The sequence below is a fragment of the Aquisalimonas asiatica genome (assembly GCF_900110585.1).
In the GTDB taxonomy this organism is placed as follows: domain Bacteria; phylum Pseudomonadota; class Gammaproteobacteria; order Nitrococcales; family Aquisalimonadaceae; genus Aquisalimonas; species Aquisalimonas asiatica.
On record NZ_FOEG01000002.1, the window covers coordinates 97,085 to 122,466 of the forward strand.

Below are 25,382 nucleotides of genomic sequence, written 5' to 3' on the forward strand. Positions count from 1 at the left end.
CGGCCGCGGCCGGATCAGTCGTGCCGCTCCCGCACGTAGCTCCCCGGCGCATCCTCGATGGGAGGATGCGTCTTGCTGCCGGGTTTTCTTGCGGCCACCTTGCCGCCGCTCTTGTCGGCAAGCCAGTTGTTCCAGTCCGGCCACCACGAGCCTTCGTTGAACGCCGACTTCTCCATCCAGTCATCCGGTGACGCCGGCAGCTTGCCGCTCTTGGGGTTGGTCCAGTAGCCGTACTTGTTCTTGCTGGGCGGGTTGACCACGCCCGCAATATGCCCGGACATGCCGAGGGTGAACTTCACGTTGCTCGACAGCAGACGCGCCCCCGAGTAGGTGGCCCGCCACGGCGCGATATGGTCTTCCTTGGTGGAAATGTAATAGGCGGGCACCTTGACCTTCGACAGATCGATGGGCACGCCATTCAGCGAGATACCACCGGGCTCCCGCAGTTTGTTGCGCAGGTACATGTTGCGCAGATAGAACGAGTGCATGCGCGCCGGCATGTTGGTGGAGTCCTGATTCCAGAACAGCAGGTCGAACGGAAACGGATCCTGGCCGTGCAGGTAGTTGTTGACGAAGAACGACCAGATCAGGTCGTTGTCCCGCAGCATGTTCATGGCGGTGGCCATCTGGCTGCCCTTGAGCACACCGCGCTCCTCCATCTGCTTCTCCAGGACCTCCAGCTGCTCCTCGTCGATGAACAGCTCCAGATCACCCGGACTCTCGAAATCCAGCAGAGTCACGAAGAAGGTCGCGCTCTGCGGGCGTTTGTCGCCCGTCTCGGCACAGTAGGCCAGGGTCGACGCGAGCAACGTGCCGCCGAGGCAGTAACCCACCATGTTCAGTTCCGACTCGCCGGTAATCTCCTCCACCACGTCCATGGCCGCCAGCGGACCTTCGAGCATGTAGTCATCGAAGCGCTTGTTGGCGAGGGCCGGGGACGGATTGCGCCAGGAGATCATGAACACCGTGTGCCCCTGCTCCACCAGCCAGCGGACCACCGAGTTCTCCGGTCGCAGATCCAGGATGTAGTACTTGTTGATCCACGGCGGCGTGATGATGATCGGCCGCTTGCTCACTTCCTTGGTGGCCGGCGCGTACTGAATGAGCTGGATCAGGTCGTTCTGGTAGACCACCTTGCCGGGGGTGACGGCCACATCCTTGCCCACCTCGAACGCTTCCGGGTGGGTCATGCGGATCTTCAGCTCGCCGTTGCCGCGTTCAAGATCCTCCAGCAGCTTGTTCAGGCCATCGAGCAGGTTCTGCCCGCCCGTGTCGATGGTCTTCTGCAGCACCTCCGGGTTGGTGGCCACGAAGTTCGACGGCGACATGGCATTCACGAACTGCCGCGTATAGAAATCCACTTTCCGGCGCGTCTTGTCGTCGAGCCCCTCGACGCCCGCGACCGTGTGGTGGATATGATCGGCAGTCAGCAGATAGGACTGCTTGATGAAGTCGAACAGCGGATTCTCTTCCCAGCGGGCATCACGAAAGCGCTTGTCCCCCGGCTTGGGCTTCACGGCGCTCTCAGCCTCCAGCCCCATCATGCGCAGCCCGGTGCTCTGCATCAGCGCCATGTAGTCCTGCCAGAACTGCATCTGGGCCTGGACCAGCGTTGCCGGATCGGACACGAGGCGGGCGTAGAAATCCTGGAACAACTGCATCATGTGGCGGGCTTCGTCGCCACTGATGTTCTGGCTCGACTGCTGACGTGCGAGAAAGTCCTTGACCAGCTCCTGGCTCCTGCCAGCGACGTCCATCATGGACCGGGAGAGTTTCTCGGGATCGATCCGGGAGGACTGACCTTGTGACTCACTCATGCGGGTGACCTCGCTGCGTCGGGGCCGGATCAACGGAACCGGCCGTGCCTGTCGGGTACCGAACACCGGCCTGAACCATCCTTGTGCAGGCCTCTGCTTCATGGTCGGATCGAATGGGCGAAAACGCAACGTCCTGGGGACGAAAAACTACTCGTCGCGGAAGAAATCCCAGACGCGCACGGGCTGCCCCTCACCTTCCCAGTCGGCCCGGGGCTGCACCGTCTTGAAGGCCTCGTGGATGCCGTCCTCGTCGGCAGCGCGCTCCACGGCCAGCAGGGTGTTGACCTCATGCTCGCAGAGCCCGGCGGCGTACTCCGCCTCCTGTCTGGCGACAGGCAACGCCGCCTCCATGCTGGGCGCACCGTACTCGCTGACGAAGTGGTGGGCGAGGCTCTCGATCACGCTCTTGTACTCGCCCTCCTCGATGTCGTCGACCACCACGACGGTCGCCCAGCCGAAACTGCGCGTTCCCAGAAATCCATGACGGAACGCCTGTTTCTCCTTGCCTTCGAACAGGGTCGGGTCGCGGTCGGAGAAGGTAAAGACGAAACTGCCGGGCACCGCGGGTTCGCCAACCCGGGCTGCATTCTCGTAGACGTGCTCGTCGGTGTCATCAAGCCGGGCGACACGCATGAATTTCATTCGGCCATCCCCTCACAAACAACAAACGGCAGGCGGCCCGGAAGCCGCCTGCCGCTACGATGGACAGCTGCAGCCGGGTTCAGGAACCCTGCTGACCTGCCGGTTTCGACTCACCCGGTGGAGCCTGCCTGGCGCCGCTCCCGAGTTCCTCTTCCGGCACCGGTTTCTCGCCGGACGCCAGCACGTCCTGATACCACAGGTCGTGGTGCTGCTTCGCCCAGGCCGTATCGACGCGCCCGCGGGTCATGCCCTCAAGAGCCCCTTCGGTACCCAGAGTGCCGATGTAGGCATGGCCCAGGAACAGCCCGATCCAGAGGATCGCCGCCGTGGCGTGGATGATCAGCGACCACGACATGATCTCCCGGGTCTGGAAGCCCCAGTTCGGGAACAGCGCGATGAAGCCGGTAATGATCACGGTCAGCCCGAGAGCGAAAACCCCGCCCCAGAACCAGACCTTCTCACCGCCGTTCATCTTGCCCGCCGACGGGTGCTTGTTCCCGATAATGCCCCCGCCCTGCTTGAACCACTCCAGGTCGGTCTTGTTGGGAATGTTGTGGCGCACCCACAGCACGATCATCATCAACACGCCCACCGAGAAGACCGGGCCGACCACGTTGTGGACCCAGTAGGCAAGCTGCGCGTACGCGGCAAAGCCCTGGTGCCCGAAAATCGGGATCAGCACCGTCCTGCCGAACAGCAGACTCAGGCCGGTAATGGCGAGAAGGATGAAGGAGATCGCCGTAAACCAGTGCAGGAACCGCTCGTAGGCCTGCCATCGCACGATGGTCTGCCCGGAACGGCCGCCCTCGATCTTCTTCTGCCCGGTGAGCAGGAAGAAGGCGGTGATCGCCAGAAAGACGAGAACCAGGAACCAGCCTCCCGCAGTGATCACGGGACCACTGCGAATCTGCCGGTAATTCTCGCCGACGTTGGTCATCATCTGGTTGGTGACATACGGCCCGGTCTGGGTAGTGAAACCACCCTCGCCGCGCCGGCCGTCACGCCACATGTCGGACCGGGGATTGCTTTCGCTTTGCTCAGAGAACTGCCGCTGGGGCTCGCCCGTGGTGGTCTGCGCAAAGAGATACCCGGCAGAAGGCAGCGCCACGGCAAGCACGAAGATGGCCATGATGCTCCAGATCATGGAGCGCCATCTGCGCCGTGCCCGCACCGCTGTTTGCTGGTGCTCACTCATGTGGACCTCCTCGCGCTAGCGGTCACTGTGGGCAGACTGCGCACGGTCTCTCAAAGCCCCTGATCGACGCTCGGCAGCTTCCTCCGATGCAGTCTCGTCGCCGCTGCCCTTGTAGACACCGGGTTCGTACAGGGTCACATCGGAACAACCCGCCAACAGTGCCAGGCTCAGGGCCGCCGTCGCTGACAGGGTGAATTTTCTAGGCATCATGGAATGCTCCTCTCCAGCCTTGCTGTTCTTGTTCACCGGCCGATCGGCCGGGGCCCGCGCACAGGCCCCGGCTTCAACCCCGTCAGACATCCTGCCCGTAGGCAGCCTGCCAGCCCCACGTCTGCGGCCGCCCGCCGCGGGTCATGACACGCTTGCGGTAGATATCCGCAATGACGTTGCCATCCCCCGCGATCAGGGCCTTGGTCGCACACATCTCGGCACACAGCGGAAGCTTGCCTTCCTCGACACGGTTGGTGCCGTACTTGGTCAGCTCTTCCTGGGAGTGCGCCGTTTCGGGGCCGCCTGCGCAGAAGGTGCACTTGTCCATCTTGCCGCGCACCCCGAATGCCGTCTGCTGCGGGTACTGCGGCGCGCCGAACGGGCACGCGTAGAAGCAGTAACCGCAACCGATGCACAGGTCCTTGTCGTGCAGCACGATGCCGTCGGCGGTGGTGTAGAAACAGTCCACCGGACAGACCGCCGCACAGGGTGCGTCAGTACAATGCATGCAGGCCACGGAAATGGCCTTTTCGCCGGGCTGGCCATCGTTCATGACGATGACCCGGCGGCGGTTCACGCCCCACGGCACCTCGTGCTCATTCTTACAAGCCGTGACACAGGCCTGGCACTCGATGCAGCGTTCGGCGTCACAGAGAAATTTCATTCTTGCCATGACGGCTTTCTCCTCTCAAATCGTTCTCAGGCCGGCGTCACGCGGCAAAGGGTGGTCTTGGTTTCCTGCATCATGGTGACCGAGTCATACCCGTAGGTGGTCGCCGTGTTGGTCGAGTCACCACGGACGTAGGGCGCAGCCCCCTCCGGATACCGGTCGATGAGGTCCTCACCCTGGAAGTGCCCGCCGAAGTGGAACGGCGTGAACACCGTGCCGCGACCGACGCGATCCGTGACCAGGGCCTTGATGCGGATGCGGCCGCCTTCCGGGCCTTCCAGCCAGACCATCTGGCCGTTGCGGACCCCCGCATCGTTGGCGTCAGCCGGGTTGATCTCCACGAACATGTCCTGCTTGAGCTCGGCGAGCCACGGGTTGGAGCGCGTCTCCTCACCGCCACCTTCGTACTCCACCAGACGGCCGCTGGTATGAATCAGCGGATAGTCGTCGGAGTAGTCGGTGGCCTGCACGGACTCGAAACGGGTCGGCAGCCGGTAGAACACCTTGCGGTCCTCGTAGGTCGGGAAGTCCTCGACCAGGTCGTACCGCGGCGTGTAGAGCGGCTCGCGGTGCAGCGGCACCGGGTCCGGGAAGTTCCACACGTAGGCACGGGCCTTGGCGTTACCGAAGGGATGACAGCCGTGCTCCATGGCAACACGGATGATCCCGCCGGAGCGGTCGGTAGTCCAGGACTTGCCCTCGGCGTACTCCTTCTCCTCGTCGGTGAGATCGTCCCACCAGCCCAGCTGCTTGAGCAGCTCGGAGTCGAACTCGGGGTAGCCGTCCTCGATCTCCGCGCCCTCGGACCACGACCCTTCCGCGAGCAGGTTCTCACCCTCGTAGTCGGTGCCGAAGTTGGCCCGGAAGTTACCGCCACCATCCATGACGTGCTTGCTGGTGTCATAGAGCACGTGGGTGCCGGGGTGCTTCATCTCCGGCGTGCCATAGCAGGGCCACGGCAGGCAGTAGGTCTCGCCGTCCACGGGGCCGCCCCGTGCCTTCAGCGACTTCACGTCGAAGGACCGCTGGTTGGCCATGTGCTCCTTCAGCCGCTCCGGGCTCTGCCCGGTGTAGCCGATGGACCAGGTGCCCTGGTTGATCTCGCGCAGCACGCTCTCGGGGCTCACATGCCCGTCCGCCACTTCGATGTTCTTGAACATCTCGTCGGCGAAACCGAGCTTGCTGGCCAGCATGTAGGCGATGTCGGAGTCGGCCTTGTGCTCGTACAGCGGTTCGATCACCTGTTCGCGCCACTGGATGGAGCGGTTCGAGGCCGTCACCGACCCGGCCTGCTCGAACTGCGTGGCAGCAGGCAGGAGGTAGGTGTCGTCGGAGCGCTCGTGCAGCACGGCGGTGACCGTCGGATACGGATCGATGACCACGAGAAGGTCCAGCTTCTCCATGGCTTCCTTCATCTCCGGCCCGCGGGTCTGGGAGTTGGGCGCATGGCCCCACATCATCACCGCGCGGATGTTGTCCTTCTGGGAGATGTTGTCCTTGTCCTCCAGAACACCGTCGATCCAGCGGGAGACGGTGATGCCGCCGGAGTTCATCGGCTTCACCGTGCCACCCTGGCCATCGTCGTACTCGTCCTGGTCAAACCGGGCACTCAGCCAGTCGTAGTCCACGTCCCAGACCCGGCACCAGTGCTGCCAGCCACCCTCGGCAATGGGGTAGTAGCCGGGCAGGTTGTCCGGGTTCGGGCCCACGTCGGTGGCGCCCTGGACGTTGTCGTGACCGCGGAAGATGTTGGCACCGCCACCCTCGACGCCAATGTTGCCCAGCGCCAGCTGCAGGCAGTTGTAGGCGCGGACATAGTTGTTGCCGATGGTGTGCTGCGTGCCGCCCATGCACCACACGAAGGTGCCGGGGCGATTCTCGGCCATGATCCTGGCCACTTCGTAGACACCCTCTTCCGACACACCGGTCACGCGCTCGACCTGGTCCGGCGTCCACTTGGCCACTTCCTCGCGGACGCGGTCCATGCCGAAGACGCGCTGCTCCAGGTACTCGGTGTCTTCCCATTCGTTCTCGAAGACGTGGTAGAGAATGCCCCAGATCAGCGCCACGTCCGTACCGGAGCGGAACCGGACGTAGGTGTCGGCGTGCGCCGCGGTGCGGGTGAAGCGCGGATCCATCACCACCATCTTCGAGCCCTGCTCCTTCGCACGCAGGATCATCTGCATGGCAACCGGGTGGGCTTCGGCGGCGTTGGAGCCGCACATGATGATGCACTTGGAGTTGAGGATGTCGTTGTAGGAGTTCGTCTGCGCACCGTAACCCCAGGTGTTGGCAACGCCGGCCACCGTGGTGGAGTGGCAGATGCGTGCCTGGTGGTCACAGTTGTTGGAGCCCCAGAAGGCAGCGAACTTGCGCTGCAGGTAGGCGCCCTCGTTGTTGGCCTTGGACGAGCCGGCGAACCAGAGCGAATCCGGGCCGGACTCATCACGGATATGCAGCAGCTTGTCGCCGATCTCCTCGATGGCCTCTTCCCAGCTGATCCGCTCCCAGCGGCCGGCAACCTTCTTCATCGGGTATTTCACCCGGCGGGTGCTGTGGCCGTGATTACGCAGGGCCGCACCCTTGGCGCAGTGCGCGCCCAGATTGATGGGGCTGTCCAGCGCCGGCTCCTGTCCGACCCAGACGCCGTTCTGCACTTCGGCAATGGTGCTGCAACCGACGGAGCAGTGACCGCAGACGGTGAGCACTTCGCGGATCTCCGCATCCGGATCGATGCGGCGCGCGGCCTTGGCCTTGCGCATCATGGACGTCGGCAGCATCCCGGCGACAGCGGCACCACCTACGGCGAGCCCGGACCCCTGGAGAAAGGCCCGGCGCGTCAGCGCCTTGCCGAGCAGTCCGGGAGCCGCGGCGCCGGCCGCCGATGCCTTTTTCTTTGTCAGTTTCATGGTCTTACTCCTCCACTCGGGACGAATTCGATGCAGTTACGGTTGCCCGCACGACTCAGAAATCCGCCCGCGCATAGTAATCGCGAATATGCTTGGTCTCGTGGTAGCCCTTCTTCCCTTCCTGGAGTTCTTCTTTCTCGGGACCCTCGTGGTTGTGTGCCAGCACCTGGCCGGCCCCGGCCGTCAGCGCCACGGCACCACCGGTTGCCACGACCGTCTTCAGAAAGCGCCGCCGTTCCGGACGGGTTTTGTCGTTATCGGACATGCTCATGTCTGCGTCCTCCTGCCATACCCTGTCGATACCATCGACCCTAAGGTTCACCGAACCGACCCCAGCCCCCGCTGTCAGGCCAGCATGGAAAAATAATCCTGCTCAAGCGCCACGAACGCGGCCCCCACCTGCCCCACGGCACGGTAGAAATCGGCGTTCCCGGACTGCTCCACATCCCGGAAGAACGTCTCCATCCATGGCTCAACGTGCTTCTGGAACAGCTCCCTCTGCCATTCGAACGAGACGTCCGGATCACTGATGATCAGCGCCATGACGTCGCAGATCGCCGCGGCATGATCCTCCGGCTCGCTGTTGCCTTCCTGGCGCTCGACACCGAGCTGCTGCAGATCCTGCCGCAGAACAACCAGCGGCCGCTCCATGAGCGAGCCGGTCTGGTACCACGACGCGTACGGGGTGATCTCACCACCGCCCACGCCGATGAAAAGGTCATGGAACTCGCGGTCGGCCGCCTCGATGCCGACCCGCTCGGCGGCTTTACGCAACGCCTGCCACGCCGCGGCCAGGTTGTCGGACTCGCCCTTTCCGGAGCCGCGGGAGATACCACGCAGCAGGTCGATGACCTCCCGGTCCGGCGGCGCCGCAAGCAGCCGGCCAAGCAGCGTCCAGGTCCCGGCACGGAGCTCATCCTCCCGCGTCGCGGCGCCTGCACCCGGTACTGACCATTCCGTCGTGCTCATAAACACTCGCTCACATCAATGTATTGCCCGAGCCCTGCTCGGTCTCGAACATGTCTTTCACGCGGCAGTCGCCACACATCTTCAGGCGCCGGAGATTCGCCTCCGACTGGAACATGTGATGCCCCTCGAGCCGCTGCGTCATGCGCTCGATCACGCTCGGCGTCGCAAACGGCTTGCCGCAGCTGACGCACTCGAACGGCTGCTCCTCGTTGAGCACGCGCGGCTGGCGGCGCTGCTCCCAGTCAAACAGGAAGCGGGACTCCAGCGTGATGGCGTCCTCGGGACAGGCGGTCTGGCACAGGCCGCACTGCACGCAGAGGTCCTCGGTAAAATTGAGCTGCGGCTTGTCGCCGGCATCCGTGAGGGCGTTCGTCGGGCAGACCTGCGGGCACGCCATGCACAACGTGCACTTGTCGGCGTCCACCATGACCTGCCCGAACGGCGAACCGGCGGGCATGGCCGTCACCTGCGGGCGTGCCAGTGCCTGCCCGTAGAGGTGATCAATGGCCAGGCGCAGGGTGCCGCGCTTCTCGTTGAACGTCTCGAACCCCGCCGGCGTCACTGGCGCCCGGCCCGCGGCACCCTGAAGCGCTGCGGCAAAACCGTCATCGGCGGGTGCCAGCACGAGCCGGTCGCCGCCCAGCTCCATGGCGTCCAGCAGGCTGCGGGCATAATCGAGCTGGCGCTCCACCTCCGCGCGCACCGTGGGCGGCACGGCCCGGGTATCAAGCAACACCACCCCGGCCGCACCATAGGCCAGCGCCGTCAGCCACAGATCCATGCCCACGGAGCCGATTTCGGCGACCCGCACGGGAATGACGTGATCCGGCAGGTCCGCCGCGATTGCGTGCAACCGGTCCGCGCCAGCGTCCTCATCGTGGAACAGCAGCACCGGCCGCTCGCCGCCGGCCTCCCTGTACGCCTGCAGCATCGCCTTGACCCGGGCGGCCATGTCTTTCGGCCCCGGGTAGGCGTAGATGATGGCGCCGGTCGGGCACGCCGTGGCACAGGTGCCGCCTCCCTGGCAGAGGTAGGGGTCCACCTCGATGATCTCGCCGATGGAGGTAATGGCGTCCGCGGGGCAGGCATCCAGGCAGCGCGTGCACCCGGTCAGGCCGCTATCGCCGTGGGCACAGATATCGGGGCTGTAGTTGAAGAATTTCGGCTTCTCGAACTCGCCGGTCATCTCCGGGATCTCGGCAAGCGCCCGCTCCAGGGCCTCCGCATCGCCGGCAGGGGCGTAATAGCCGAACGGCGGCAGGTCCATCTGCAGCGCGGGCTCACGCCGGAGATCGAGCACCAGATCAAACCAGGGGTGGTCATCGCCGTTGAGATCCGCCGCGCGCAGGGCCTCGCCGCGCGGTGTCTCCAGCAACGCATCAAAGTGCCCGAGATGACCACCGACGCTGGCCGGCTGGCCGTAGAGCACCGTCACACGCCGCTGATCCGCACGCGCCGCTGCGGCCTCCCCGGGCAGCTCACCCTCATGGGCGCGGGTCGCCATGATCGTGCACGTGAGGGACTCACGCAGGCGCGCCGCACACTCCAGCGCGTCCAGCTCCGCCCCGATGAGCAGCAGGTGGCCTGCCGAGCGATAGCCCACAAGCGATGTTGCGCCCACTTCAACGACGGCGCCCGCCTGCAGCGCCGCGTCACGCGCGGCCCCGGAAGCGGGCAAGGCCATGTCGGCGTATACGTTCAGATAATCAGTCATCGGTCCTCGTGGTCGGCTCGTGGCCGTCGGCACCCGTCGCGGTGCCGCCGGCCGTCCGGTCCGCGTCAGCCAGCTCGACACCATCGTCGGCGGCCTGCATGTCGTCACCCATGGCATCGGCCAGTTTCTGGCGCGCCCGCTCCGCCTCGCGCGCGATCGCGCGCTTCCAGTCGTGCGGCACCACGTCGCCCATGGGCGTCCAGGTGGTGTAGTCCTCGGCGTACTCCGCGCACAGGGAGATCTTGTTGAACTTCGGCGAACGGAACAGCGTCCGCAGCGCCTTGCGGCGCAGCTCGGGGCTGATGTTCCGCGCCATGAACATGCTCACGTCGGAGTCCGGTGTCAGCGATTCCAGCGGCGGCATGTCGTCATCGGTCAGTTCATCGTAGGGCTTGCCGGTGCGCTCATCGATCCGCACCGGCGCCTCCTCGACCTCTTCCGTGTCAACGGCGGCCTCGGCCTGCGGCTGCTCCGGCTCATCAGGCAGGACCTCCCCTTGCCGCCGCCCCGCCTTGCGGCGCGACCAGCGATCGAAAAAGCCGGTATCGGCGGTCTGCTGCTCCCGCTCGCTCACGTCTGCCCTCCCGTGTCGGCCTGGTCACCCACCTCGGCATCGTAAAGCGCCTTGCTGCGCTTCTTGCCACGGCCCTTGCCACCCTTGCGGCGCGGCTCGTAGTGCTTGAGCACGAACCCTTCCACCCAGCGATAGACTTCGGCGGGCATGGCCACGCGCATCACGGTCTCGCCGGCATCGCGCAGCTCCGTGGCGTCCAGGTTCTGCGCCTCGTCCAGACTGACCGTCAGGCGCTCCGGCACGAAGCCGTCCGCACCGTTGCGCCCCACCACGAAGACGGAGGGCGAATCACCACGGATATTCAGGTAATACGCCTCCGCCTGCGCCTTGCGCAGCTGCAGGTGGTAGCCGGACCACATGTAGAGGCTGCCCTCCTCCGCGGAGCGGATGCAGGTGGACTGGCGTCGCTCCGTGGCAAATCGCTTGCCCACGACAACGCCGTTGGCCTCCGCGCGTCCGGAGGCCGCCTGGGCGATGATGACGGCAGCAGGGAGCACTGCGTCATCACCCCAACCCTCATTGTGCTTCGTGGATCCTGCCTGCACCGGCCACCTCACGTTGACGTCTACGGCAACAGTAGCAAGATCGGTGCCACAGGCCTTCTGCAGCGATGCGGCCCGTCCTTCGGCCCGTTGTCCCGCTAAACCCAAGGGTTTTTTGCGGGAGAGCCGGGCAGCCCGGGCCGGGCCGAACATCCGGTACGGCGCGCACCGGGACACAATGCACCATGCGGCGCCGCACCAATGCGTCGTTTTATCACAACGCCCCACAACACGGCCGGCGCCTACTCGGCGTCGAGATCCAGCTCCCCGCTGACGGTGTGGCTGATATCCAGCCCGTCCACCTCCAGGGTCATGCGTACGGGCAGCTTCTCGTTTCCTTTCAGGGCCCCGCTCTCCAGCGCGGCCCCCAGGGATCGTTCGATTTCCTGCTGCGAGGTCACGCCAAACTGTTTGAGGCATTTGCGAATCTGCATATTCAGGGCATCATCATTCATCGTTCGCTCCTTACTGTTCAGGGCCTGACCGGCCAACACCAACCGCAATGACGTGGGCATCATGACTGAAAGCGACAACCCCATCCAAGACGACCCCTCCTGCCGGAGCGACCACGACCCCCAGTCGCTGCCGGTCTCCGCAGCGTGGGAGCGCATCCGTACCGATCTCGCTCCGGTAGCGGGTGTGGAACGGGTCAGCACGCGGCTGGCACTGGGCCGGGTGCTGGCGGAGCCGGTGACCTCCGACATCGACGTGCCGGCCCACGACAACGCGGCCATGGACGGTTACGCCCTGCGGGGCGGTGACATCCCGAGTGAGGGCTCGGCCACGCTGCGCTGCATCGGCACGGTCATGGCCGGCCACACGCTGGACGGTAGCCTGCAGGCGGGGGACTGCGTGCGGATCATGACCGGGGCGCCCATGCCCGCCGGAGCGGACACCGTGGTGATGCAGGAGAATGTCCGTCGCGACGCCGATCAGGTCGTGATCGCAGCCGGCGAGACCGCGGGACAGAACGTACGCCCGGCGGGTGAGGACCTGCGCCGGGGCGAGACGGTGCTGGCCGCAGGCCAGCGGATCGGCACCGCGGAACTGGGCATGCTCGGCAGCCTCGGGCTGGTGGAGGTTCCGGTCTACCGGCGGCTGCGCGTGGCCTTCTTCTCCACGGGCGACGAGCTGCGCACGGCGGGGTCGTCACTCGACCCCGGCCAGATCTACGACAGCAACCGGTACACCCTGTATGCGGCGCTCCAGGCGCTCGGCGCTGAGGCCACGGACATGGGCGTGATCGCCGATGACCCGGACGCCATGGAGCAGGCCTTCGCCGACGCGGCCTCCTTTGCCGATGCCGTCATCACCTCGGGCGGGGTCTCGGTCGGCGAAGCCGATTTCGTCAAGGACATCATGAACCGCCTGGGCCAGGTGGGGTTCTGGAAAATCGCCATGCGCCCCGGCCGGCCACTGGCCTTCGGCACCATCGGCAACGCACGCTTCTTCGGCCTGCCCGGCAACCCGGTGTCGGTGGTGGCGACCTGGTACCAGTTCGTGCAGCCGGCACTGCGCCGCATGATGGGTGAAGATCCCGAGCCGCCCACGACCTTCCGGGTGCGCACGGCCACGGCCCTGCGCAAGCGGCCCGGGCGCACCGAATTCCAGCGCGGCATCCTGCGGCGCGACGACGCCGGGGAGCTGGTGGTCACCACCACGGGCAGCCAGGGCTCCGGCATCCTGCGCTCGGTCAGCCTGGCGGACTGCTTCATCGTGCTGCCCCACGACAGCGGAGACGTGGCCGCCGGCACCATGGTCGACGTGCAGCCATTCCACGGCGTCATGGGGTGATCAGCTGCCGGTGCAGAAGGCCTGGTAGTCAACGTAGCCGGGGAACTGTACACCGTCGCCACAGTAGGCACAGCCGGTGTCCCGTTCCACCCGCAGCTCATGAAAGCGGGCAGCCAGGGCGTCGTAGTGCAGTAACCGCCCCACCAGCGGCTCGCCGATGCCGAGCAGCAGCTTGATGGTCTCCACCGACTGCATCAGGCCGACCACGCCGGGCAGCACCCCGAGCACGCCGGCTTCCGCACACGATGGCGCCAGCTCGGGCGGTGGCGGCTCCGGGAACAGGCAGCGGTAACAGGGGCCAGGCGCGTCCGGCCGACCCGGCCAGAAGACGGTCACCTGACCTTCGAACCGATACACCGCCCCGTGCACGTTGGGGAGGCCAAGCTTCACGCAGGCGTCATTGATGAGATAGCGCGAGGGGAAGTTGTCAGTGCCATCGACGATGACGTCGTAGCCGCTGAACAGGTCCTCCACGTTACCGGACTCGAGATGCGCCTCGTGCCCGACCACCGTCACCGAGCTGTTCAGGTGGCGGATGGCCTCGCGGGCGGACTCGACCTTGGAGAGGCCTACCCGTTCCTCGCTGTGGATGACCTGTCGCTGCAGATTGCTGCGGTCGACCACATCGTGATCGACGATGCCGATGGTGCCCACACCAGCGGCCGCCAGGTAGAGCGCGGCCGGCGATCCGAGCCCACCGGCCCCCACCAGCAGCACCTTGCTGTCCAGCAGACGCGCCTGCCCGGCCTCGCCCACTTCCGGCATCAGCAGGTGGCGGGAGTAGCGCGCGCGGGCGTCGGCATCCAGCATGCGCGGGATGCTGAACGGCAGGCCCTCGTTCTTCCACTGGTTGAAGCCCCCGGCAACGGAATAGACCCGGGTATAGCCCAGGCGCTGGAGATCTTCGGCAGCGAACAGCGAGCGCGTCCCTCCTCCGCACATCACCATCACCGGCCGGTCCAGGTCGGGGATCTCGTCCTCGACGCGCAGCTCGAGATACCCTCGGCCGAGGCGAAGCGCCCCGTCGGGGCTGCCCTCGGCGACCTCGTCGGGCTCGCGCACGTCGATCAGCGCCGCACCCCCGGCCAGCATGGTGTGCGCCTGCCGGGGTTCAAGTTCGTCCACGCTCTCGCGCAGCCGCTCCAGGCGCCGATCCCGGGCCCGGCCCGCGCCCCCGGCGACCGCGGGCAGGACCGACACCACCTGCCCTTCGCTCACCGGTGTCTGCCAGCCGTCCAGCGCGGTCATGTTGTGCTCGCCCACGAACACGTTCACATAGGTGCGCACACGCCCCTCAGGGGTGAGCAGGCGCTGCCCCAGCGCCGGGTAGTCCGTGGCGAGGCGGTTGAGCACATCACCAACGGTCTGCCCTTCCAGGGTCACCTCCGGCCGACCCTCCACATGGCCACGCAGCGGGGTGGGGATACGCACGGTGACAACGGGCATCAGCACAACACCTCCTCTTCGAACCGGCTGCCATTGAGGCGCCAGCCACGGATCTCGGCGTGCGCGTCACCGGGCGATCCGACAATCACGTACAACCAGCCGGCCCAGGCTGCCCGGCGGTCACTCTCGGACGGCTCCGCACGGCCATCCGGGTGACTGTGCCAGACACCAAGCACATCAAGGCCCCGCTGCCCGGCGTCGCGTTCCGCGTGCATGTACTCCAGCGGATCCAGGGCAAACTGGTCCAGTGGCCGTCGCGCCTGGTTGGTCATTCCCACGATCTCCCGGACCACACCGTGTCGCCCGAGCAGAATACCGCACGCCTCTTCCGGCAGCGCCCGGCGGGACGCGTCGATGAGCTCCTCGCGCAGCGCAGGCGTCACTTCGGTCTTACTCATGCGGATATCGTATCAGTTCGTGATCGCCGGCAATCCACTTTTCTGGTGCAATACAGCCCGGTTCGATACGTCATCCATACCGTCACCGAGGAGCCCGATGCACCAGCCTTCCCCGTCCACAGCCACTCGCGTCGTCCTTCTGGTGGGAACCCAGAAGGGACTGTTCCGCGTGACCAGTGATCGCAACCGGGAGACATGGCGCATGGACGGGCCGCTGATCGCAGGCTACGAGATTCTCCACGCCTGGCTCGACCCCCGCGACCCGCGGCGCGGCTATGCCGCCGCCAAGCATCTGGTCTGGGGCGCCCACGTGTACCGCACCGACGACGCCGGCGCGACCTGGTCGCCCACCGCGGCGCCGCCGAGCCACCCCTCCGGCACGTTTGACTCGGCGCTGAACGCCATCTGGTATCTGGCGCCGGGCAACACCGCCGCGCCGCAGACACTGTACGCCGGTATCGACCCCGCCGGGCTGTTCGTCAGCCACGACCGCGGCGACGCCTGGCAGGCCGTCGAGGGGCTGAACCACCATCCCACGCGCCGCACCTGGGAGCCCGCCAAGGGCGGCTTCTCGCTGCACTCCATCCACGCCCTGCCGACCCGGCCACGACGGCTGTTCGCAGCCGTATCGGCGGGCGGTGCGTTCCGCAGCGACGACGACGGCCATCACTGGACACCCATCAACCGCGGCGTGCGCGCGGAGCACCTGCCCCAGGCCGCCCCGGAGACCGGCCACAACATCCACCGCCTGGTGGTTCACCCGCGCAACCCGGAGCGGCTGTACCGGCAGTGTTACAACGGCGTCTACCGCAGCGACGACGCGGGAGACACCTGGACGGAGATCACCGCCGGACTGCCCAGCGACTTCGGCTATGCCGCGGTGACCGAGGCCGACGATCCCGATGTGCTGTACGTGGTGCCCATCGACAGCAATCACCTGCGCACCACGGTGGACGGCCGGCTGCGCGTCTACCGCACCGGCGACGGCGGCCGCACGTGGGCAGAGCTGACGCACGGGCTGCCGCAGGACCACGCCTACGTCTCGGTGCTGCGCGACGCCATGGACGTGGATGACCTGCCGGAGTGCGGCGTCTACATGGGGACCTCCAGCGGCCACCTGTTCATCAGTCGTGATCGCGGCGGGAGCTGGCGGCTGCTGGAAGGTTTCCTGCCGCGGATCCTCTCGGTGAAGGCGGCCGTGATCCCGGAGGAGGCCCTGGCATGAACATCGAACCGCTGCTGGAGGCACTGGGCATCCGCGACGGCATCGTCTGCGCCGTGGGCGCCGGCGGCAAGAAGACGCTGCTGTACCACCTGCTCCAGTACTACCCGGGCCGCACGGCCATGACCACCACGGTGTTCACCTACCAGCCTCCGCCCCGGCTGGAGGCCACTGTGGTGGTGGACGACGAGACGCAGCTCCGGGCGTCCGTACCGCAGCATGGCGCCTCCCGCATTCTCTACGCCCAGCCCACGGACAAGGCCGGCCGGCTTGCGGGCGTGTCAGCGGAAACCCTGGCGGGCATCCACGCGGACGGTGGCTTCGGGCTGACCGCGGTGAAGGCGGATGGCGCCCGCATGCGCCTCATCAAGGCCCCCCGCGACGACGAGCCGCGCATCCCGGCCTGTGCGGATACGGCGCTGCTGGTGGGCTCGGTGCACGCGCTGGCGCGCCCGGTGAACGCCCGGATCGCCCACCGTCTGGACCAGGTCCTGGCCATCACCGGGCTGGCGGAAGATCAACTGCTGACGCCGGCGGCCATGGCGCGGCTCTACACGCACCCGCACGGGCTGCTGCAGGGCACGGGGTCGGCGACGCCGGTGCCAGTGCTGAACATGGTCGACACCGGCGTGGCGCGTGAGGCGGCGGAAGTCACGGCCCACCACATTCTCGACGGCAGCGACCGATTCGACCGGGTGGTGCTGACCAGCCTCAAGGCGCCGGGCCTGCTGGTGGACGTGATCCGGCGCCGGTAGCTAGTGCAGCCGGTCCGGGTCCACGTCCAGGGCCTCCAGGTGCCGCCGCAGTTTCTGCACCCGCGGTGACATCATGCCCAGTGTCCCCTCCACCGAGAGCACTGCCTGCTTGAGCAGCTGGCGCGCGTCATCGCGGCGCCCGGTATCCCGGTACAGCGCCGCCAGGCGGGTCACCGCGTTGATGTGGTCCATATTGTCCCGCCCCAGCACCTGGGCGGTCCGCTCCACGGCATCCCGCAACATGGGTTCGGCTTCCTGGTAGCGCTGCCGGTCTGCGAACAGCCCGGCCAGCTCGCAGAGGGTCATCAACGTATGGGGGTGGTCACCGCCCATCAGCGATCCCCACGTCTCCAGATTGCGGCGATAGAGCTGTTCGGCTTCGTCGTACTGGCCCGTCTCCCGCAGCAGGTCCGCCAGGTTGTTCACGCTGGTGGCCGTGGCCGGGTGCTGCTCCCCCACCAGTGCCTCCCAGTTGGCGATCGCCTTGCGGTACAGCGGCTCGGCGTCCGTATACCGCCCCATGGCGTCCTTGACGCCGGCCAGGTTGTGGAGCGTGGAGGCGGTGTCCACGTGTTCCGCGCCGAACAGCTCCTCGCGGATATCCAGAGCGCGCTGGAACAGCATCTCGGCGGTACGGAAGTCTTCCCGCGCGTCCATGACTGCCCCCAGGTTGTGGGCCGCAGCGGCGGTGGCGGCGTGCATGGTGCCGAACACCGTCTCGGCAATGCCGAGGGCGCGCTGGTAGAGCGTCTCGGCCTGATCGAAGTCATGCTCCGCGTAGACAACACCGGCGAGATTGTCGAGACAGGCGGCCGTGGTGGGGTGGCTGTTGCCGTGCTGCCGTTCGGCAATGTCCAGTGCACGCCGGTACCACGGCTTGGCCGCGGCGATGTCGTCCATGGCCTTGTAGACCGCACCCAGGTTGGTGAGATACGGAATCAAACCCGGATCACGCTCGCCCAGGGTCCGCTCGCGCTGCTGCAGCGCCTCCCGATACAACGCCACGGCCTGCTGCAGCTCACCGCGCTCCTCGTGCCAGATCGCCAACTGGTGACGACTGGTGCGCGTCTCCGGGTGGTCGGGTCCACAAGCCTCCTGGCGAAGCGCCAGCGCCCGGCGCAGCGGCGCCTCGGCCGCCTCGTGGTCGCCACGATCCGTAAACCAGCCTCCGCGCACGGCCAGGGCGCGCGCCTGCAGCTGGACCGGGAGCTGATCGAACTCCGCCTCGAGCGCATCCAGATGGGGCTGCAGGGCGTCCGTGGCGCCCATGTCACGGAGAGCCGACGCCAGGCCGAGCAGCAGCCCCGCGAACGCATCGCGGTCCAGCCGGCCCCGCCAGTCCGGGATCCGCTCGGCATACCAGCTGGCGATGGTGTCCGCGTCGCCCCATGCGGACCAGTACCGGAACAGGTCGAGCCGGTCCGGCTGATCGAGCAGCGCCACCAGCGTGTCCGGAGCAGCGAGCTCTGTAGCCAGCTCTTCCCAATGCCGGGCCGCGGTCCACTGCCAGGGCACTTCCTGCAGTCGCCGGCTCGCGCTTCCGACCCGCTGCACAAGCTCCGCCAGGGCCGCATGGGCAGCCTGACGTTCGGCGCCATCCGCCAACAGCCGACGCTGAACGGCGTCCCGGATGCGCGGCCCTGCGAGGGTCAACCGGTCACCGAGCGAACACACCAGGTCGCCCAGGGCAGCGGCATCATGCCCGGCCGCCGCCAGCTCTTCCGCGGTGACGCCGCACCGGCTCGCCCAGAGCAGCCGCAGTGCCGCCGCCGGAAACCGCTCCACCGGCACCGGCTCAAGGGTGGCATGGTCATCCCCGGCAAGTGCCTCGACCTGCCATCCGCGGTGCCGCAACTGCTCGGCAACCGCCCCGTCGGTGGTGGCACCGGCGATCATGCGCACGTTCGGCGGTAGATGGGCCGGCAACCACTCCAGCGCGGCACCGGCATCGTCATCCTCCAGCGCGTCCACGGCATCAAGCACGATCACCAGCCGCCCCCGCGCTGCTGCCCGTGCCAGCCAGTTCGGCAACACCTCGCGGCGGGCGTCCGCGTCCACCGGCAGCGGGTCGGGCGTGCCCGCACGGGCGCGCAGCCACACCAGCAGCCGCTCAAGCAGTCGATCCGTGCGCCGGCTCTCGCCGGTGCACCCCACGAAATGGGTGAAGCAGGCGTCGCCGGGGTGCTTGCGCACGCGGGCAAGCGCCCACTGTGCCAGCAGCGCGGTCGTCCCTGCACCGGTGACGATCAGAGGTGCCGCGGTCTGCGCCGCATGCCGGTTCAACCGGCGGATCGCGTCGCGGCTTACCGATGCCTCGGCCTGTGCTTCGGCATAGTCGGCGTGGTCCGCATCCGCGCGCGGATCGCTGTCGCTCGGCTTGTGCTGGTCTCGCATGAATCCGGAGGCCTCTGTCTGTTCTTGTGGAGGATTAAAGGGGCCGTCAGGGATCGGCCGTTGACTGCGTTCGGCCTTCGAGCCGCGCTTCCAGCCGGTCACGGTCTTCCGGTGTATTCACGTTCAGAAACGCACCATCGCAGTCATCGAACGCCACTTCGGCCACGGCGTGCTGCGCGTACCACCGGTCGATCTTTCGCCCCCCCTCACCCAGGAAGGACTCCAGGTCGGGTAGCAGCCGGCGCGGCAGCATCGCGAACACGGGCTGCATCCTGCCCGCCCCGGTCGCCACGGCGGCGTCGGCACCGGTGTCGATGACCGCCTGACCAAGCCTGGTGACCAGCTCCGCCGGAACAAGCGGCGAATCGCAGGGCACCGTCACCACCCAGTCGGTCTCCGCGGCGCCCAGCCCGGCCGCCATGCCCGCCAGGGGGCCGGCGAACTCCCCGAAACCATCCGCCACCACCGGCCAGCCACGGGCGGCATAGATCGCATGACTGCGATTGGCGTTGATGACCAGCGTCGCCACCTGCGGCCGCAGTCGCCTGATGACGTGGTCCACCATCGGCTCGCCGGCGACCTCGATCAGCCCCTTGTCGGTGCCGTTCATGCGCGTGGCCCGGCCGCCCGCCAGAACAACGCCCGTAACAGTGTTAGTTTCAGGTCGTGTCATGGTACTGTCCTGCATGCCGCACAGGGTCGCATCATAGCAGCAGCGAGCGCTCCCGCGGCAGCGTCGGGAACCGACGGCCGGAACAAGTACATTTGACGCACCAATGGCGTCATGGGTCATAATGAACCATGAGCGAGCTGAATTGGTCCATTGAGTCGCACCATGATGACCAGCGAGACGGACCCACCGGCACACTCCCCGGGAGAGGTGCCCGTTGGACGCCCTCTCACCCAGTTGTCAGAATACGTCGCTTTTGATTGACCCAAAGGGGCTGACGCGTGAATGAATCCGTGAACCAGGTGGTTTCGGACGCGAGCTCGCAGGGAACGCGGAGTACGCAGCAACAGTTGGCAGCGCTTGTCGTGGATGACGAGCTGAACATCCGGGACTTCATGCGCTTTGCCCTGGCGAAGCACTGTGCGTCGGTGGATGTGGCCGAGACGGTCGAGCAGGCCGAGGCGCTCCGCAGGCAGCGCCACTACGACGTGCTGATCATCGACGTCCGCATGCCGGATCGCTCCGGCCTGGACTGGGCCCGTGCGCTACGCGAATCGGATATCAACACCCCCATCGTGATGATGACAGCGTATCCGGAGGTCATGGAGACCCGGGAAGCCGCGGAATTATCCGGCGTTCGCTTCGTCCCCAAACCGTTTTCACTGGATCAGATCCTCACGGCGGTGGAGCACAGCCTGGAGGCTGCGACGGCGTCACCGGCGCACGTGGATCTGCCCCGAGGGCTGGAAGGTATCGTCGGCCACAGCGAGGCCATGCGCAGCCTCATGGGGCTGATTCAGCGCGTTGCCAGCCGCGGTACCACGGTGCTGCTGGAGGGGGAATCCGGCACCGGCAAGGAGGTCGCCGCACGCTGCCTCCACCACTTCAGCGGGCGGCGCGGCGCATTCGTGCCGGTGAACTGCGGATCCATCTCGCCGGAGCTCCTGGAGAGTGAACTGTTCGGCCACGTGAAGGGTGCATTCACCGGGGCGACACAGTCCCGCGAGGGGCTGTTCATTCACGCCAACGGTGGCACGCTGTTCCTGGACGAAATCTGCGAGATGCCGCTGGCCATGCAGGCCAAGCTGCTCCGGGTACTGGAAGAGCGGACCATCCGCCCGGTGGGGTCGGAGCGTGAGATCGCCGTTGATGCGCGCATCGTCACGGCGACCAATCGCAGCATGGCGGACGAAGTGGCTGCCGGACACTTCCGGGAAGACCTCTACTACCGCCTCAATGTCCTGGGGCTGCGACTGCCGCCACTGCGGGAACGCCCGGAGGACATCCCCTATCTCGCGCACCAGTTTGCCGACACGCTGGCCGAGGAGCTGGCACTGCCCGCTCCCCGGTTTACCAGTGCTGACATGGAACATCTTGCCCAGCACCCGTGGCCCGGCAACGTGCGCGAACTGAAGAATCTGATCGAGCGGGCGATGCTGCTGGGGCGGACACCTGCGGAGTGCCTCACCCAGCAGCAGGTGGACGCGCCCCTCTCGCTCGGGGACGGCGACAGTGACTACGGCTTCCCCGCCGACATGCCGCTGGAGGAGGTGGAGAAACAGCACATTCTGAAGGTGCTGCGCACCACCACCGGCAACAAGTCCGAGGCAGCACGACGGCTCGGGGTATCGCGGAAGACACTGGAGCGGAAGGTCAAAGCCTGGAACCAGGCGGACAATACATCCCTGTAGGCGGGATCACGCCGCCGTGGGCGTCATCCATGACCCACGACGGGCGCGGCGGCGTGTGCTCAGCGCTTCCGCGGCACGTACAGATCGCCGTCCAGCCGCGAATAGTACGACGCCAGGTCGCGAAGATCCTGGGTGGAGAGACCTTCCACCTGACCCTGCATGATGGCGTTCTCGCGCGTGCCGTCCTGGTACTGCTGCAGGGAGCGGAAGAGGTAGTCCGCGTACTGACCGCTCAACTTCGGCCACTCCGGGTTACTCTGGGAACCGTCCACCGCGTGGCAGGAAATGCACAGGTCCTCAGCGAGCTGCTCGCCAGCGGAGGGGTCGCCGCGGTCAATGGCCAGGGCGGGCACGGACATCATCAGCGAAAGGGCGCCGATTGCGGTAAGTGAACTGTATTTCATCATCGTTTTATGACTTCCTGCTGCAAACCTGACTGAGGACCGGCAACCGCTGTCGAATCAGCGTTCCTGCGCGAAGAACGCCGCCATGTCGCGCAACTCCTGATCACTGAAGCCACGCGCCTGTGCGTTCATGGTGGGATGCTCCCGGTCGCCGTCCCGATACGCTTCCAGGGCGATCACCAGGTATTCTTCGAACTGCCCGCCCAGTTTCGGAACGCGGTAGGACGGGTAGGCATTACGCGCCCCTTCAACTGCATGGCACCCCATGCACGTGTCAGCCAGGCGCTCACCCCGCACCGGGTCGCCCGCTTCATCATCCGCCTGGGCGGTGCCAACTCCAGCCAGGGCGGCGAGCGCCAGCCCGGGGAACAAGGTCTTCAATCTCATTGGGTGCTCTCTTGCTGAATCTTGATCCAGTGGTCGACCAGGACGCACGCGCCCGGGGATTGCGACCCGCAAAACAGCGCGTATGGTTCCACGGATCGTCCCGACCGTAAAGGTTGTGCAATGGCAGATGATAGCGTCACCGACGTCCGAGACCAACCTGGGATCGCTACCTGCAGCCGGGACAACGCGGAAAAACAGCCGCACGGACACGGCGCAGGTGGCTCCGGCTAACGCACCTGAAAACCGGCGGGCGGCTCGTCCCGGCTGACCTCCCAGGCCACGTGATCCACCCTGGCGTGGGGCGGGCCGTGCGCCACCCAGTCCTGAAACGCGTCCACGTCCGCCTCCGGGCCACTGACGAGGATCTGTACCCGCCCGTCGGGCAGATTCATGGCGTAGCCCCGCAACCCCAGCCTGCGCGCCTCTTCCTGCGCACTGCCCCGGAAGAATACGCCCTGGACGCGTCCGGAGACGTGACCAAGCAGACACTTTTGCGTCATACCCCCTCCCTCGTTATTGCTGACTATCCGCTACTGCCACCGGCAACCCGGTCCGGTGGATGGTCATCGTCATCGTGCTCCCCGCGGGGCGCGGAACCGGCCTCGAACAGGTTGCGCACGGGCTGGTCGAGAATCGCCTCGATCCGCCCGATCGCCTCGGCCAGGGTGTGCGATAACGCCCGATTCCAGGCGTCGCGGTCGCGCAACCGCGTCGGCACGTCCGCGAGCACGAACGGGTAGCTGCGATACAGATCGAGCAGCGTATAGCTGGACGGATCACGGGCAAGCACCCAGCTCCCCTCTTCCGTGCGCCGCACCACCCGGGCGTGCTCCAGGGCTTTCAGCGCCTCGGACACCGCGGATTCGTCGGCGTCGGGCTCGCGCTCCAGCAGATCCTGCAGCGTCAGGCCGCGGCCCTGCTGCTGGGCGTGCCAGAAGTCGCCGGTGAGCCGTACCGCCAGCACCAGCGCCAGGCGCGGATCCGAGAGCGAACCGCGGCGCCCCTGACGGTAGCCGGCCATGGCCTGGGTGAACTCCGCCCCGAACAGCACCACGACCCAGCAGACATAGATCCAGATCAGAAAGATCGGCAGCGCCGCCAGGGTGCCGTAAATGGCCTCGTAGGTGGGCACGGTGGTGACGAAGGCCGCGAACCCGTACTTGGCGACCTCGAACAGAACGGCGGCGACCACGGCGCCCGTGACCGCGTGCCATACCGGAACACGCCGGTTGGGCACGGCGGCATAGAGGAACGTGAACGCGAGCACGACACCGACGAACGGCGTGATTGCGAGCAGCCGCTGCTGCAGGGAGCCGCCGTCGGCCACGTCGGTGAACTCCGCCAGGGCGATCAGGTAGGACGACAGCACCAGGGAGCTGGCGACCAGAAACGGCCCCACCGTAATGACCGTCCAGTACACCATGAAGCTCTGCACCGGCGGGCGGCGCTTGCCAACCCGCCAGATACGGTTCATGGCCTTGTCGATGGCCGACATCATGAGAATGGCGGCGACCGTGATACCGATCAGCCCGGCGGCCGTGAGGCCCGCCGCGCGGCTGGCGAACTGCTGGATGTAGTCCTGCACCATGGCACCGGACGCCGGCACCAGATTCTGGAACAGCCAGTCCTGCATCCGGCCGCTGAACTCCTCGAACACGGGGAAAGCCGTCATCACGGAGAAAATGACCGCAAACAGGGGCACGATGGACAACAGCGTCGTGTAGGCAAGTGTACCGGCGCTGTTGAGACAGCCATCCTGCACGAAGCGGTCCGCGACATGGCGCAGGAAGCCAACGGCCTCCCGGGCGCCATTGACGCTCAGGTGCACCAACTGCTGTCGATCAGGGACGCGCGCCATTACCTTCATGCCTGTCCTCGCCGCCCGGCTCAGCGGGCTCCCGGCCACTGTGACACCATCGTGTCACGGCGTCATGCCCGATGCAGCCTTCAGCCGCGGCTGCCTCTGCCCTACAATGCGACCTTCGATTGTCCAGCGTTGCCCGCAGCACCACCGGGAGAGCCATGATCCGCATTCTCGTCCTGTATTACAGCCGCCACGGCGCCACCCGGCACATGGCCGAGCAGATCGCGCGCGGCGTTGAGACGGTGGACGGCGCCAGCGCGGTGGTGCGCACGGTTGCACCGGTCTCGGTCACCACGGAAGCGGCGGACCCGCCGATCCCGGCATCCGGCCCGCCCTATGCCACCCTGGATGACCTGGAACAGTGTGACGGCCTTGCGCTGGGCAGCCCGACCCGGTTCGGCAACATGGCGGCACCCCTGAAGCATTTCCTCGACGGCACCTCGGGGCTGTGGCTGAGCGGGGCGCTGGCGGGCAAGCCGGCAGCGGCGTTCACCTCCACCGGCTCGCTCCACGGCGGCCAGGAAACCACACTGCTCACCATGATGATGCCCCTGCTGCACCACGGCATGCTACTGACGGGGCTTCCCTACACGCAGCCGGAGCTGGCCACGACGCGCTCGGGAGGAACGCCTTACGGCCCCAGTCACGTGGCCGGTGGCGACGGCTCCCAACCACACAGCGAGGACGAGGAGACACTATGCCGCGCCATGGGACAACGGCTGGCGGAGACCGCCACGGCACTGCGGCGGGGGCGGGCATGAGCGCGCTGCCCCGCCTGGCGCACCGCACCGCGATCGTCGCCCAGCTCGGGCTGATCGCCCTGTTGCTGAGCTGGCTGACCTGGCTTGCGCCACCGAACCCGGCGCTGGTGGCACCACTGGTCCTGCTCGGGGTCGGCCCCCTGGCCGCGGGCGTACGGGGAATTCTCTACGGCCGGCACTACACCTGTGCCTGGACCAGTCTCGTCTCCATGGGGTATTTCATCCACGGTGTCGCCTACGTAACCACCCCTGGCATCACCGGGTGGCTGGCGGGGCTGGAGATCGTGCTCAGCCTGGCCCTGTTCACCGGCTGCGTGACCTACGTCCGGCTGTCGCGGGCGCAGTAGCGCCACC

Annotated in this window: 26 protein-coding genes; 6 read left to right on the forward strand and 20 right to left on the reverse strand. The window is 66.7% G+C overall.

Annotation, left to right across the window (positions count from 1 at the left end):
- Nucleotides 1-14: 14 nt before the first annotated feature.
- From BMZ02_RS05150 to BMZ02_RS05200, 12 genes are all read right to left on the reverse strand, one after another.
- The gene (locus tag BMZ02_RS05150; protein ID WP_091641796.1) at nt 15-1,817 is read right to left on the reverse strand and encodes a PHA/PHB synthase family protein; all 1,803 of its coding nucleotides are present in this window, start codon (nt 1,815-1,817) and stop codon (nt 15-17) included.
- A gap of 147 nt (nt 1,818-1,964) precedes the next feature.
- Complete coding sequence (locus BMZ02_RS05155) at nt 1,965-2,459, reverse strand: DUF6505 family protein (protein ID WP_091640577.1); 495 nt, start codon at nt 2,457-2,459, stop codon at nt 1,965-1,967.
- Between the two features lie 79 nt (nt 2,460-2,538).
- Nucleotides 2,539-3,654 carry a formate dehydrogenase subunit gamma gene (locus BMZ02_RS05160; protein WP_091640579.1) on the reverse strand — a complete coding sequence of 372 codons (1,116 nt, stop codon included), beginning with the start codon at nt 3,652-3,654 and terminating at the stop codon, nt 2,539-2,541.
- 15 nt (nt 3,655-3,669) lie between these two features.
- Complete coding sequence (locus tag BMZ02_RS18735; RefSeq protein ID WP_139209147.1) at nt 3,670-3,864, reverse strand: hypothetical protein; 195 nt, start codon at nt 3,862-3,864, stop codon at nt 3,670-3,672.
- A gap of 82 nt (nt 3,865-3,946) precedes the next feature.
- Nucleotides 3,947-4,537 carry a formate dehydrogenase FDH3 subunit beta gene (fdh3B, locus tag BMZ02_RS05165; protein ID WP_091640581.1) on the reverse strand — a complete coding sequence of 197 codons (591 nt, stop codon included), beginning with the start codon at nt 4,535-4,537 and terminating at the stop codon, nt 3,947-3,949.
- Nucleotides 4,538-4,563: 26 nt separating this feature from the next.
- Nucleotides 4,564-7,443: a formate dehydrogenase subunit alpha gene (locus tag BMZ02_RS05170; RefSeq protein WP_091640583.1), complete on the reverse strand. Its 2,880-nt coding sequence runs from the start codon at nt 7,441-7,443 to the stop codon at nt 4,564-4,566.
- 55 nt (nt 7,444-7,498) lie between these two features.
- The gene (locus tag BMZ02_RS05175) at nt 7,499-7,714 is read right to left on the reverse strand and encodes a twin-arginine translocation signal domain-containing protein (protein WP_091640584.1); all 216 of its coding nucleotides are present in this window, start codon (nt 7,712-7,714) and stop codon (nt 7,499-7,501) included.
- Between the two features lie 74 nt (nt 7,715-7,788).
- A complete protein-coding gene (locus BMZ02_RS05180) occupies nt 7,789-8,412 on the reverse strand; it encodes a TorD/DmsD family molecular chaperone (RefSeq protein ID WP_091640586.1) in 624 nt (207 codons plus the stop codon).
- Nucleotides 8,413-8,422: 10 nt separating this feature from the next.
- Nucleotides 8,423-10,126 (reverse strand): 4Fe-4S binding protein, encoded by a 1,704-nt coding sequence (locus tag BMZ02_RS05185; protein WP_171909820.1) that lies wholly within the window; start codon nt 10,124-10,126, stop codon nt 8,423-8,425.
- Nucleotides 10,119-10,700 carry a DUF3306 domain-containing protein gene (locus BMZ02_RS05190; protein ID WP_091640589.1) on the reverse strand — a complete coding sequence of 194 codons (582 nt, stop codon included), beginning with the start codon at nt 10,698-10,700 and terminating at the stop codon, nt 10,119-10,121. The genes BMZ02_RS05185 and BMZ02_RS05190 overlap by 8 nt, the downstream gene beginning before the upstream one ends.
- Nucleotides 10,697-11,197, reverse strand: a complete 501-nt coding sequence (locus tag BMZ02_RS05195) for a DUF3305 domain-containing protein (RefSeq protein WP_171909821.1) — start codon at nt 11,195-11,197, stop codon at nt 10,697-10,699. The genes BMZ02_RS05190 and BMZ02_RS05195 overlap by 4 nt, the downstream gene beginning before the upstream one ends.
- Before the next feature lie 287 nt (nt 11,198-11,484).
- The gene (locus BMZ02_RS05200) at nt 11,485-11,697 is read right to left on the reverse strand and encodes a DUF6494 family protein (protein ID WP_091640592.1); all 213 of its coding nucleotides are present in this window, start codon (nt 11,695-11,697) and stop codon (nt 11,485-11,487) included.
- 61 nt (nt 11,698-11,758) lie between these two features.
- On the opposite strand from BMZ02_RS05200, the gene moeA reads away from it, so the two are divergent.
- A complete protein-coding gene (moeA, locus tag BMZ02_RS05205; protein ID WP_091640594.1) occupies nt 11,759-13,036 on the forward strand; it encodes a molybdopterin molybdotransferase MoeA in 1,278 nt (425 codons plus the stop codon).
- On the opposite strand, the gene moeB is transcribed toward moeA, so the two are convergent.
- On the reverse strand, nt 13,037-14,482 hold the full coding sequence (gene moeB, locus BMZ02_RS05210) for a molybdopterin-synthase adenylyltransferase MoeB (RefSeq protein WP_091641798.1): 1,446 nt from the start codon (nt 14,480-14,482) through the stop codon (nt 13,037-13,039).
- Nucleotides 14,482-14,880 carry a M67 family metallopeptidase gene (locus BMZ02_RS05215; protein WP_091640596.1) on the reverse strand — a complete coding sequence of 133 codons (399 nt, stop codon included), beginning with the start codon at nt 14,878-14,880 and terminating at the stop codon, nt 14,482-14,484. Before BMZ02_RS05215 ends, moeB begins: the two co-directional genes overlap by 1 nt.
- 169 nt (nt 14,881-15,049) lie before the next feature.
- Here BMZ02_RS05215 and BMZ02_RS05220 point away from each other — a divergent pair, with 169 nt between their 5' ends.
- Together BMZ02_RS05220 and yqeC are read left to right on the forward strand one after the other, a co-directional pair.
- On the forward strand, nt 15,050-16,105 hold the full coding sequence (locus tag BMZ02_RS05220) for a WD40/YVTN/BNR-like repeat-containing protein (RefSeq protein ID WP_245753948.1): 1,056 nt from the start codon (nt 15,050-15,052) through the stop codon (nt 16,103-16,105).
- A complete protein-coding gene (gene yqeC, locus BMZ02_RS05225; protein ID WP_091640599.1) occupies nt 16,102-16,857 on the forward strand; it encodes a selenium cofactor biosynthesis protein YqeC in 756 nt (251 codons plus the stop codon). Before BMZ02_RS05220 ends, yqeC begins: the two co-directional genes overlap by 4 nt.
- Here the strand turns inward: yqeC and BMZ02_RS05230 are convergent, their stop codons facing one another.
- Both BMZ02_RS05230 and mobA read right to left on the reverse strand, forming a co-directional pair.
- Nucleotides 16,858-19,251, reverse strand: coding sequence for a tetratricopeptide repeat protein (locus tag BMZ02_RS05230; RefSeq protein ID WP_091640601.1), 2,394 nt, complete (start codon nt 19,249-19,251; stop codon nt 16,858-16,860). It abuts the gene before it with no gap.
- Nucleotides 19,252-19,297: 46 nt separating this feature from the next.
- The gene (mobA, locus tag BMZ02_RS05235) at nt 19,298-19,924 is read right to left on the reverse strand and encodes a molybdenum cofactor guanylyltransferase MobA (RefSeq protein WP_216110704.1); all 627 of its coding nucleotides are present in this window, start codon (nt 19,922-19,924) and stop codon (nt 19,298-19,300) included.
- Nucleotides 19,925-20,271: 347 nt separating this feature from the next.
- On the opposite strand from mobA, the gene BMZ02_RS05240 reads away from it, so the two are divergent.
- Nucleotides 20,272-21,612, forward strand: a complete 1,341-nt coding sequence (locus BMZ02_RS05240) for a sigma-54-dependent transcriptional regulator (protein ID WP_245753949.1) — start codon at nt 20,272-20,274, stop codon at nt 21,610-21,612.
- Between the two features lie 59 nt (nt 21,613-21,671).
- Here the strand turns inward: BMZ02_RS05240 and BMZ02_RS05245 are convergent, their stop codons facing one another.
- From BMZ02_RS05245 to BMZ02_RS05260, 4 genes are all read right to left on the reverse strand, one after another.
- Nucleotides 21,672-22,019, reverse strand: coding sequence for a c-type cytochrome (locus BMZ02_RS05245; RefSeq protein WP_245753950.1), 348 nt, complete (start codon nt 22,017-22,019; stop codon nt 21,672-21,674).
- A 54-nt stretch (nt 22,020-22,073) separates the two neighbouring features.
- A complete protein-coding gene (locus BMZ02_RS05250; protein ID WP_091640605.1) occupies nt 22,074-22,403 on the reverse strand; it encodes a c-type cytochrome in 330 nt (109 codons plus the stop codon).
- Nucleotides 22,404-22,630: 227 nt separating this feature from the next.
- Nucleotides 22,631-22,903 (reverse strand): acylphosphatase, encoded by a 273-nt coding sequence (locus tag BMZ02_RS05255; RefSeq protein ID WP_091640607.1) that lies wholly within the window; start codon nt 22,901-22,903, stop codon nt 22,631-22,633.
- 23 nt (nt 22,904-22,926) lie between these two features.
- Nucleotides 22,927-24,270 carry a virulence factor BrkB family protein gene (locus tag BMZ02_RS05260; protein ID WP_091640609.1) on the reverse strand — a complete coding sequence of 448 codons (1,344 nt, stop codon included), beginning with the start codon at nt 24,268-24,270 and terminating at the stop codon, nt 22,927-22,929.
- Nucleotides 24,271-24,425: 155 nt separating this feature from the next.
- Here BMZ02_RS05260 and wrbA point away from each other — a divergent pair, with 155 nt between their 5' ends.
- Together wrbA and BMZ02_RS05270 are read left to right on the forward strand one after the other, a co-directional pair.
- On the forward strand, nt 24,426-25,028 hold the full coding sequence (gene wrbA / locus BMZ02_RS05265) for an NAD(P)H:quinone oxidoreductase (RefSeq protein ID WP_091640611.1): 603 nt from the start codon (nt 24,426-24,428) through the stop codon (nt 25,026-25,028).
- The gene (locus BMZ02_RS05270) at nt 25,025-25,375 is read left to right on the forward strand and encodes a DUF2069 domain-containing protein (protein WP_171909822.1); all 351 of its coding nucleotides are present in this window, start codon (nt 25,025-25,027) and stop codon (nt 25,373-25,375) included. The genes wrbA and BMZ02_RS05270 overlap by 4 nt, the downstream gene beginning before the upstream one ends.
- The last annotated feature ends 7 nt before the right edge of the window (nt 25,376-25,382 follow it).

What these genes read in the sequence shown, in the direction of transcription:
- BMZ02_RS05150 (WP_091641796.1), bottom strand. Translation starts at nt 1,817, where the DNA reads ATGAGTGAGTCACAAGGTCAGTCCTCCCGGATCGATCCCGAGAAACTC.
- BMZ02_RS05155 (WP_091640577.1), bottom strand. Translation starts at nt 2,459, where the DNA reads ATGAAATTCATGCGTGTCGCCCGGCTTGATGACACCGACGAGCACGTC.
- BMZ02_RS05160 (WP_091640579.1), bottom strand. Translation starts at nt 3,654, where the DNA reads ATGAGTGAGCACCAGCAAACAGCGGTGCGGGCACGGCGCAGATGGCGC.
- BMZ02_RS18735 (WP_139209147.1), bottom strand. Translation starts at nt 3,864, where the DNA reads ATGATGCCTAGAAAATTCACCCTGTCAGCGACGGCGGCCCTGAGCCTG.
- fdh3B (WP_091640581.1), bottom strand. Translation starts at nt 4,537, where the DNA reads ATGGCAAGAATGAAATTTCTCTGTGACGCCGAACGCTGCATCGAGTGC.
- BMZ02_RS05170 (WP_091640583.1), bottom strand. Translation starts at nt 7,443, where the DNA reads ATGAAACTGACAAAGAAAAAGGCATCGGCGGCCGGCGCCGCGGCTCCC.
- BMZ02_RS05175 (WP_091640584.1), bottom strand. Translation starts at nt 7,714, where the DNA reads ATGAGCATGTCCGATAACGACAAAACCCGTCCGGAACGGCGGCGCTTT.
- BMZ02_RS05180 (WP_091640586.1), bottom strand. Translation starts at nt 8,412, where the DNA reads ATGAGCACGACGGAATGGTCAGTACCGGGTGCAGGCGCCGCGACGCGG.
- BMZ02_RS05185 (WP_171909820.1), bottom strand. Translation starts at nt 10,126, where the DNA reads ATGACTGATTATCTGAACGTATACGCCGACATGGCCTTGCCCGCTTCC.
- BMZ02_RS05200 (WP_091640592.1), bottom strand. Translation starts at nt 11,697, where the DNA reads ATGAATGATGATGCCCTGAATATGCAGATTCGCAAATGCCTCAAACAG.
- moeA (WP_091640594.1), top strand. Translation starts at nt 11,759, where the DNA reads ATGACTGAAAGCGACAACCCCATCCAAGACGACCCCTCCTGCCGGAGC.
- moeB (WP_091641798.1), bottom strand. Translation starts at nt 14,482, where the DNA reads ATGCCCGTTGTCACCGTGCGTATCCCCACCCCGCTGCGTGGCCATGTG.
- BMZ02_RS05215 (WP_091640596.1), bottom strand. Translation starts at nt 14,880, where the DNA reads ATGAGTAAGACCGAAGTGACGCCTGCGCTGCGCGAGGAGCTCATCGAC.
- yqeC (WP_091640599.1), top strand. Translation starts at nt 16,102, where the DNA reads ATGAACATCGAACCGCTGCTGGAGGCACTGGGCATCCGCGACGGCATC.
- BMZ02_RS05230 (WP_091640601.1), bottom strand. Translation starts at nt 19,251, where the DNA reads ATGCGAGACCAGCACAAGCCGAGCGACAGCGATCCGCGCGCGGATGCG.
- mobA (WP_216110704.1), bottom strand. Translation starts at nt 19,924, where the DNA reads ATGACACGACCTGAAACTAACACTGTTACGGGCGTTGTTCTGGCGGGC.
- BMZ02_RS05245 (WP_245753950.1), bottom strand. Translation starts at nt 22,019, where the DNA reads ATGATGAAATACAGTTCACTTACCGCAATCGGCGCCCTTTCGCTGATG.
- BMZ02_RS05250 (WP_091640605.1), bottom strand. Translation starts at nt 22,403, where the DNA reads ATGAGATTGAAGACCTTGTTCCCCGGGCTGGCGCTCGCCGCCCTGGCT.
- BMZ02_RS05255 (WP_091640607.1), bottom strand. Translation starts at nt 22,903, where the DNA reads ATGACGCAAAAGTGTCTGCTTGGTCACGTCTCCGGACGCGTCCAGGGC.
- BMZ02_RS05260 (WP_091640609.1), bottom strand. Translation starts at nt 24,270, where the DNA reads ATGAAGGTAATGGCGCGCGTCCCTGATCGACAGCAGTTGGTGCACCTG.
- wrbA (WP_091640611.1), top strand. Translation starts at nt 24,426, where the DNA reads ATGATCCGCATTCTCGTCCTGTATTACAGCCGCCACGGCGCCACCCGG.
- BMZ02_RS05270 (WP_171909822.1), top strand. Translation starts at nt 25,025, where the DNA reads ATGAGCGCGCTGCCCCGCCTGGCGCACCGCACCGCGATCGTCGCCCAG.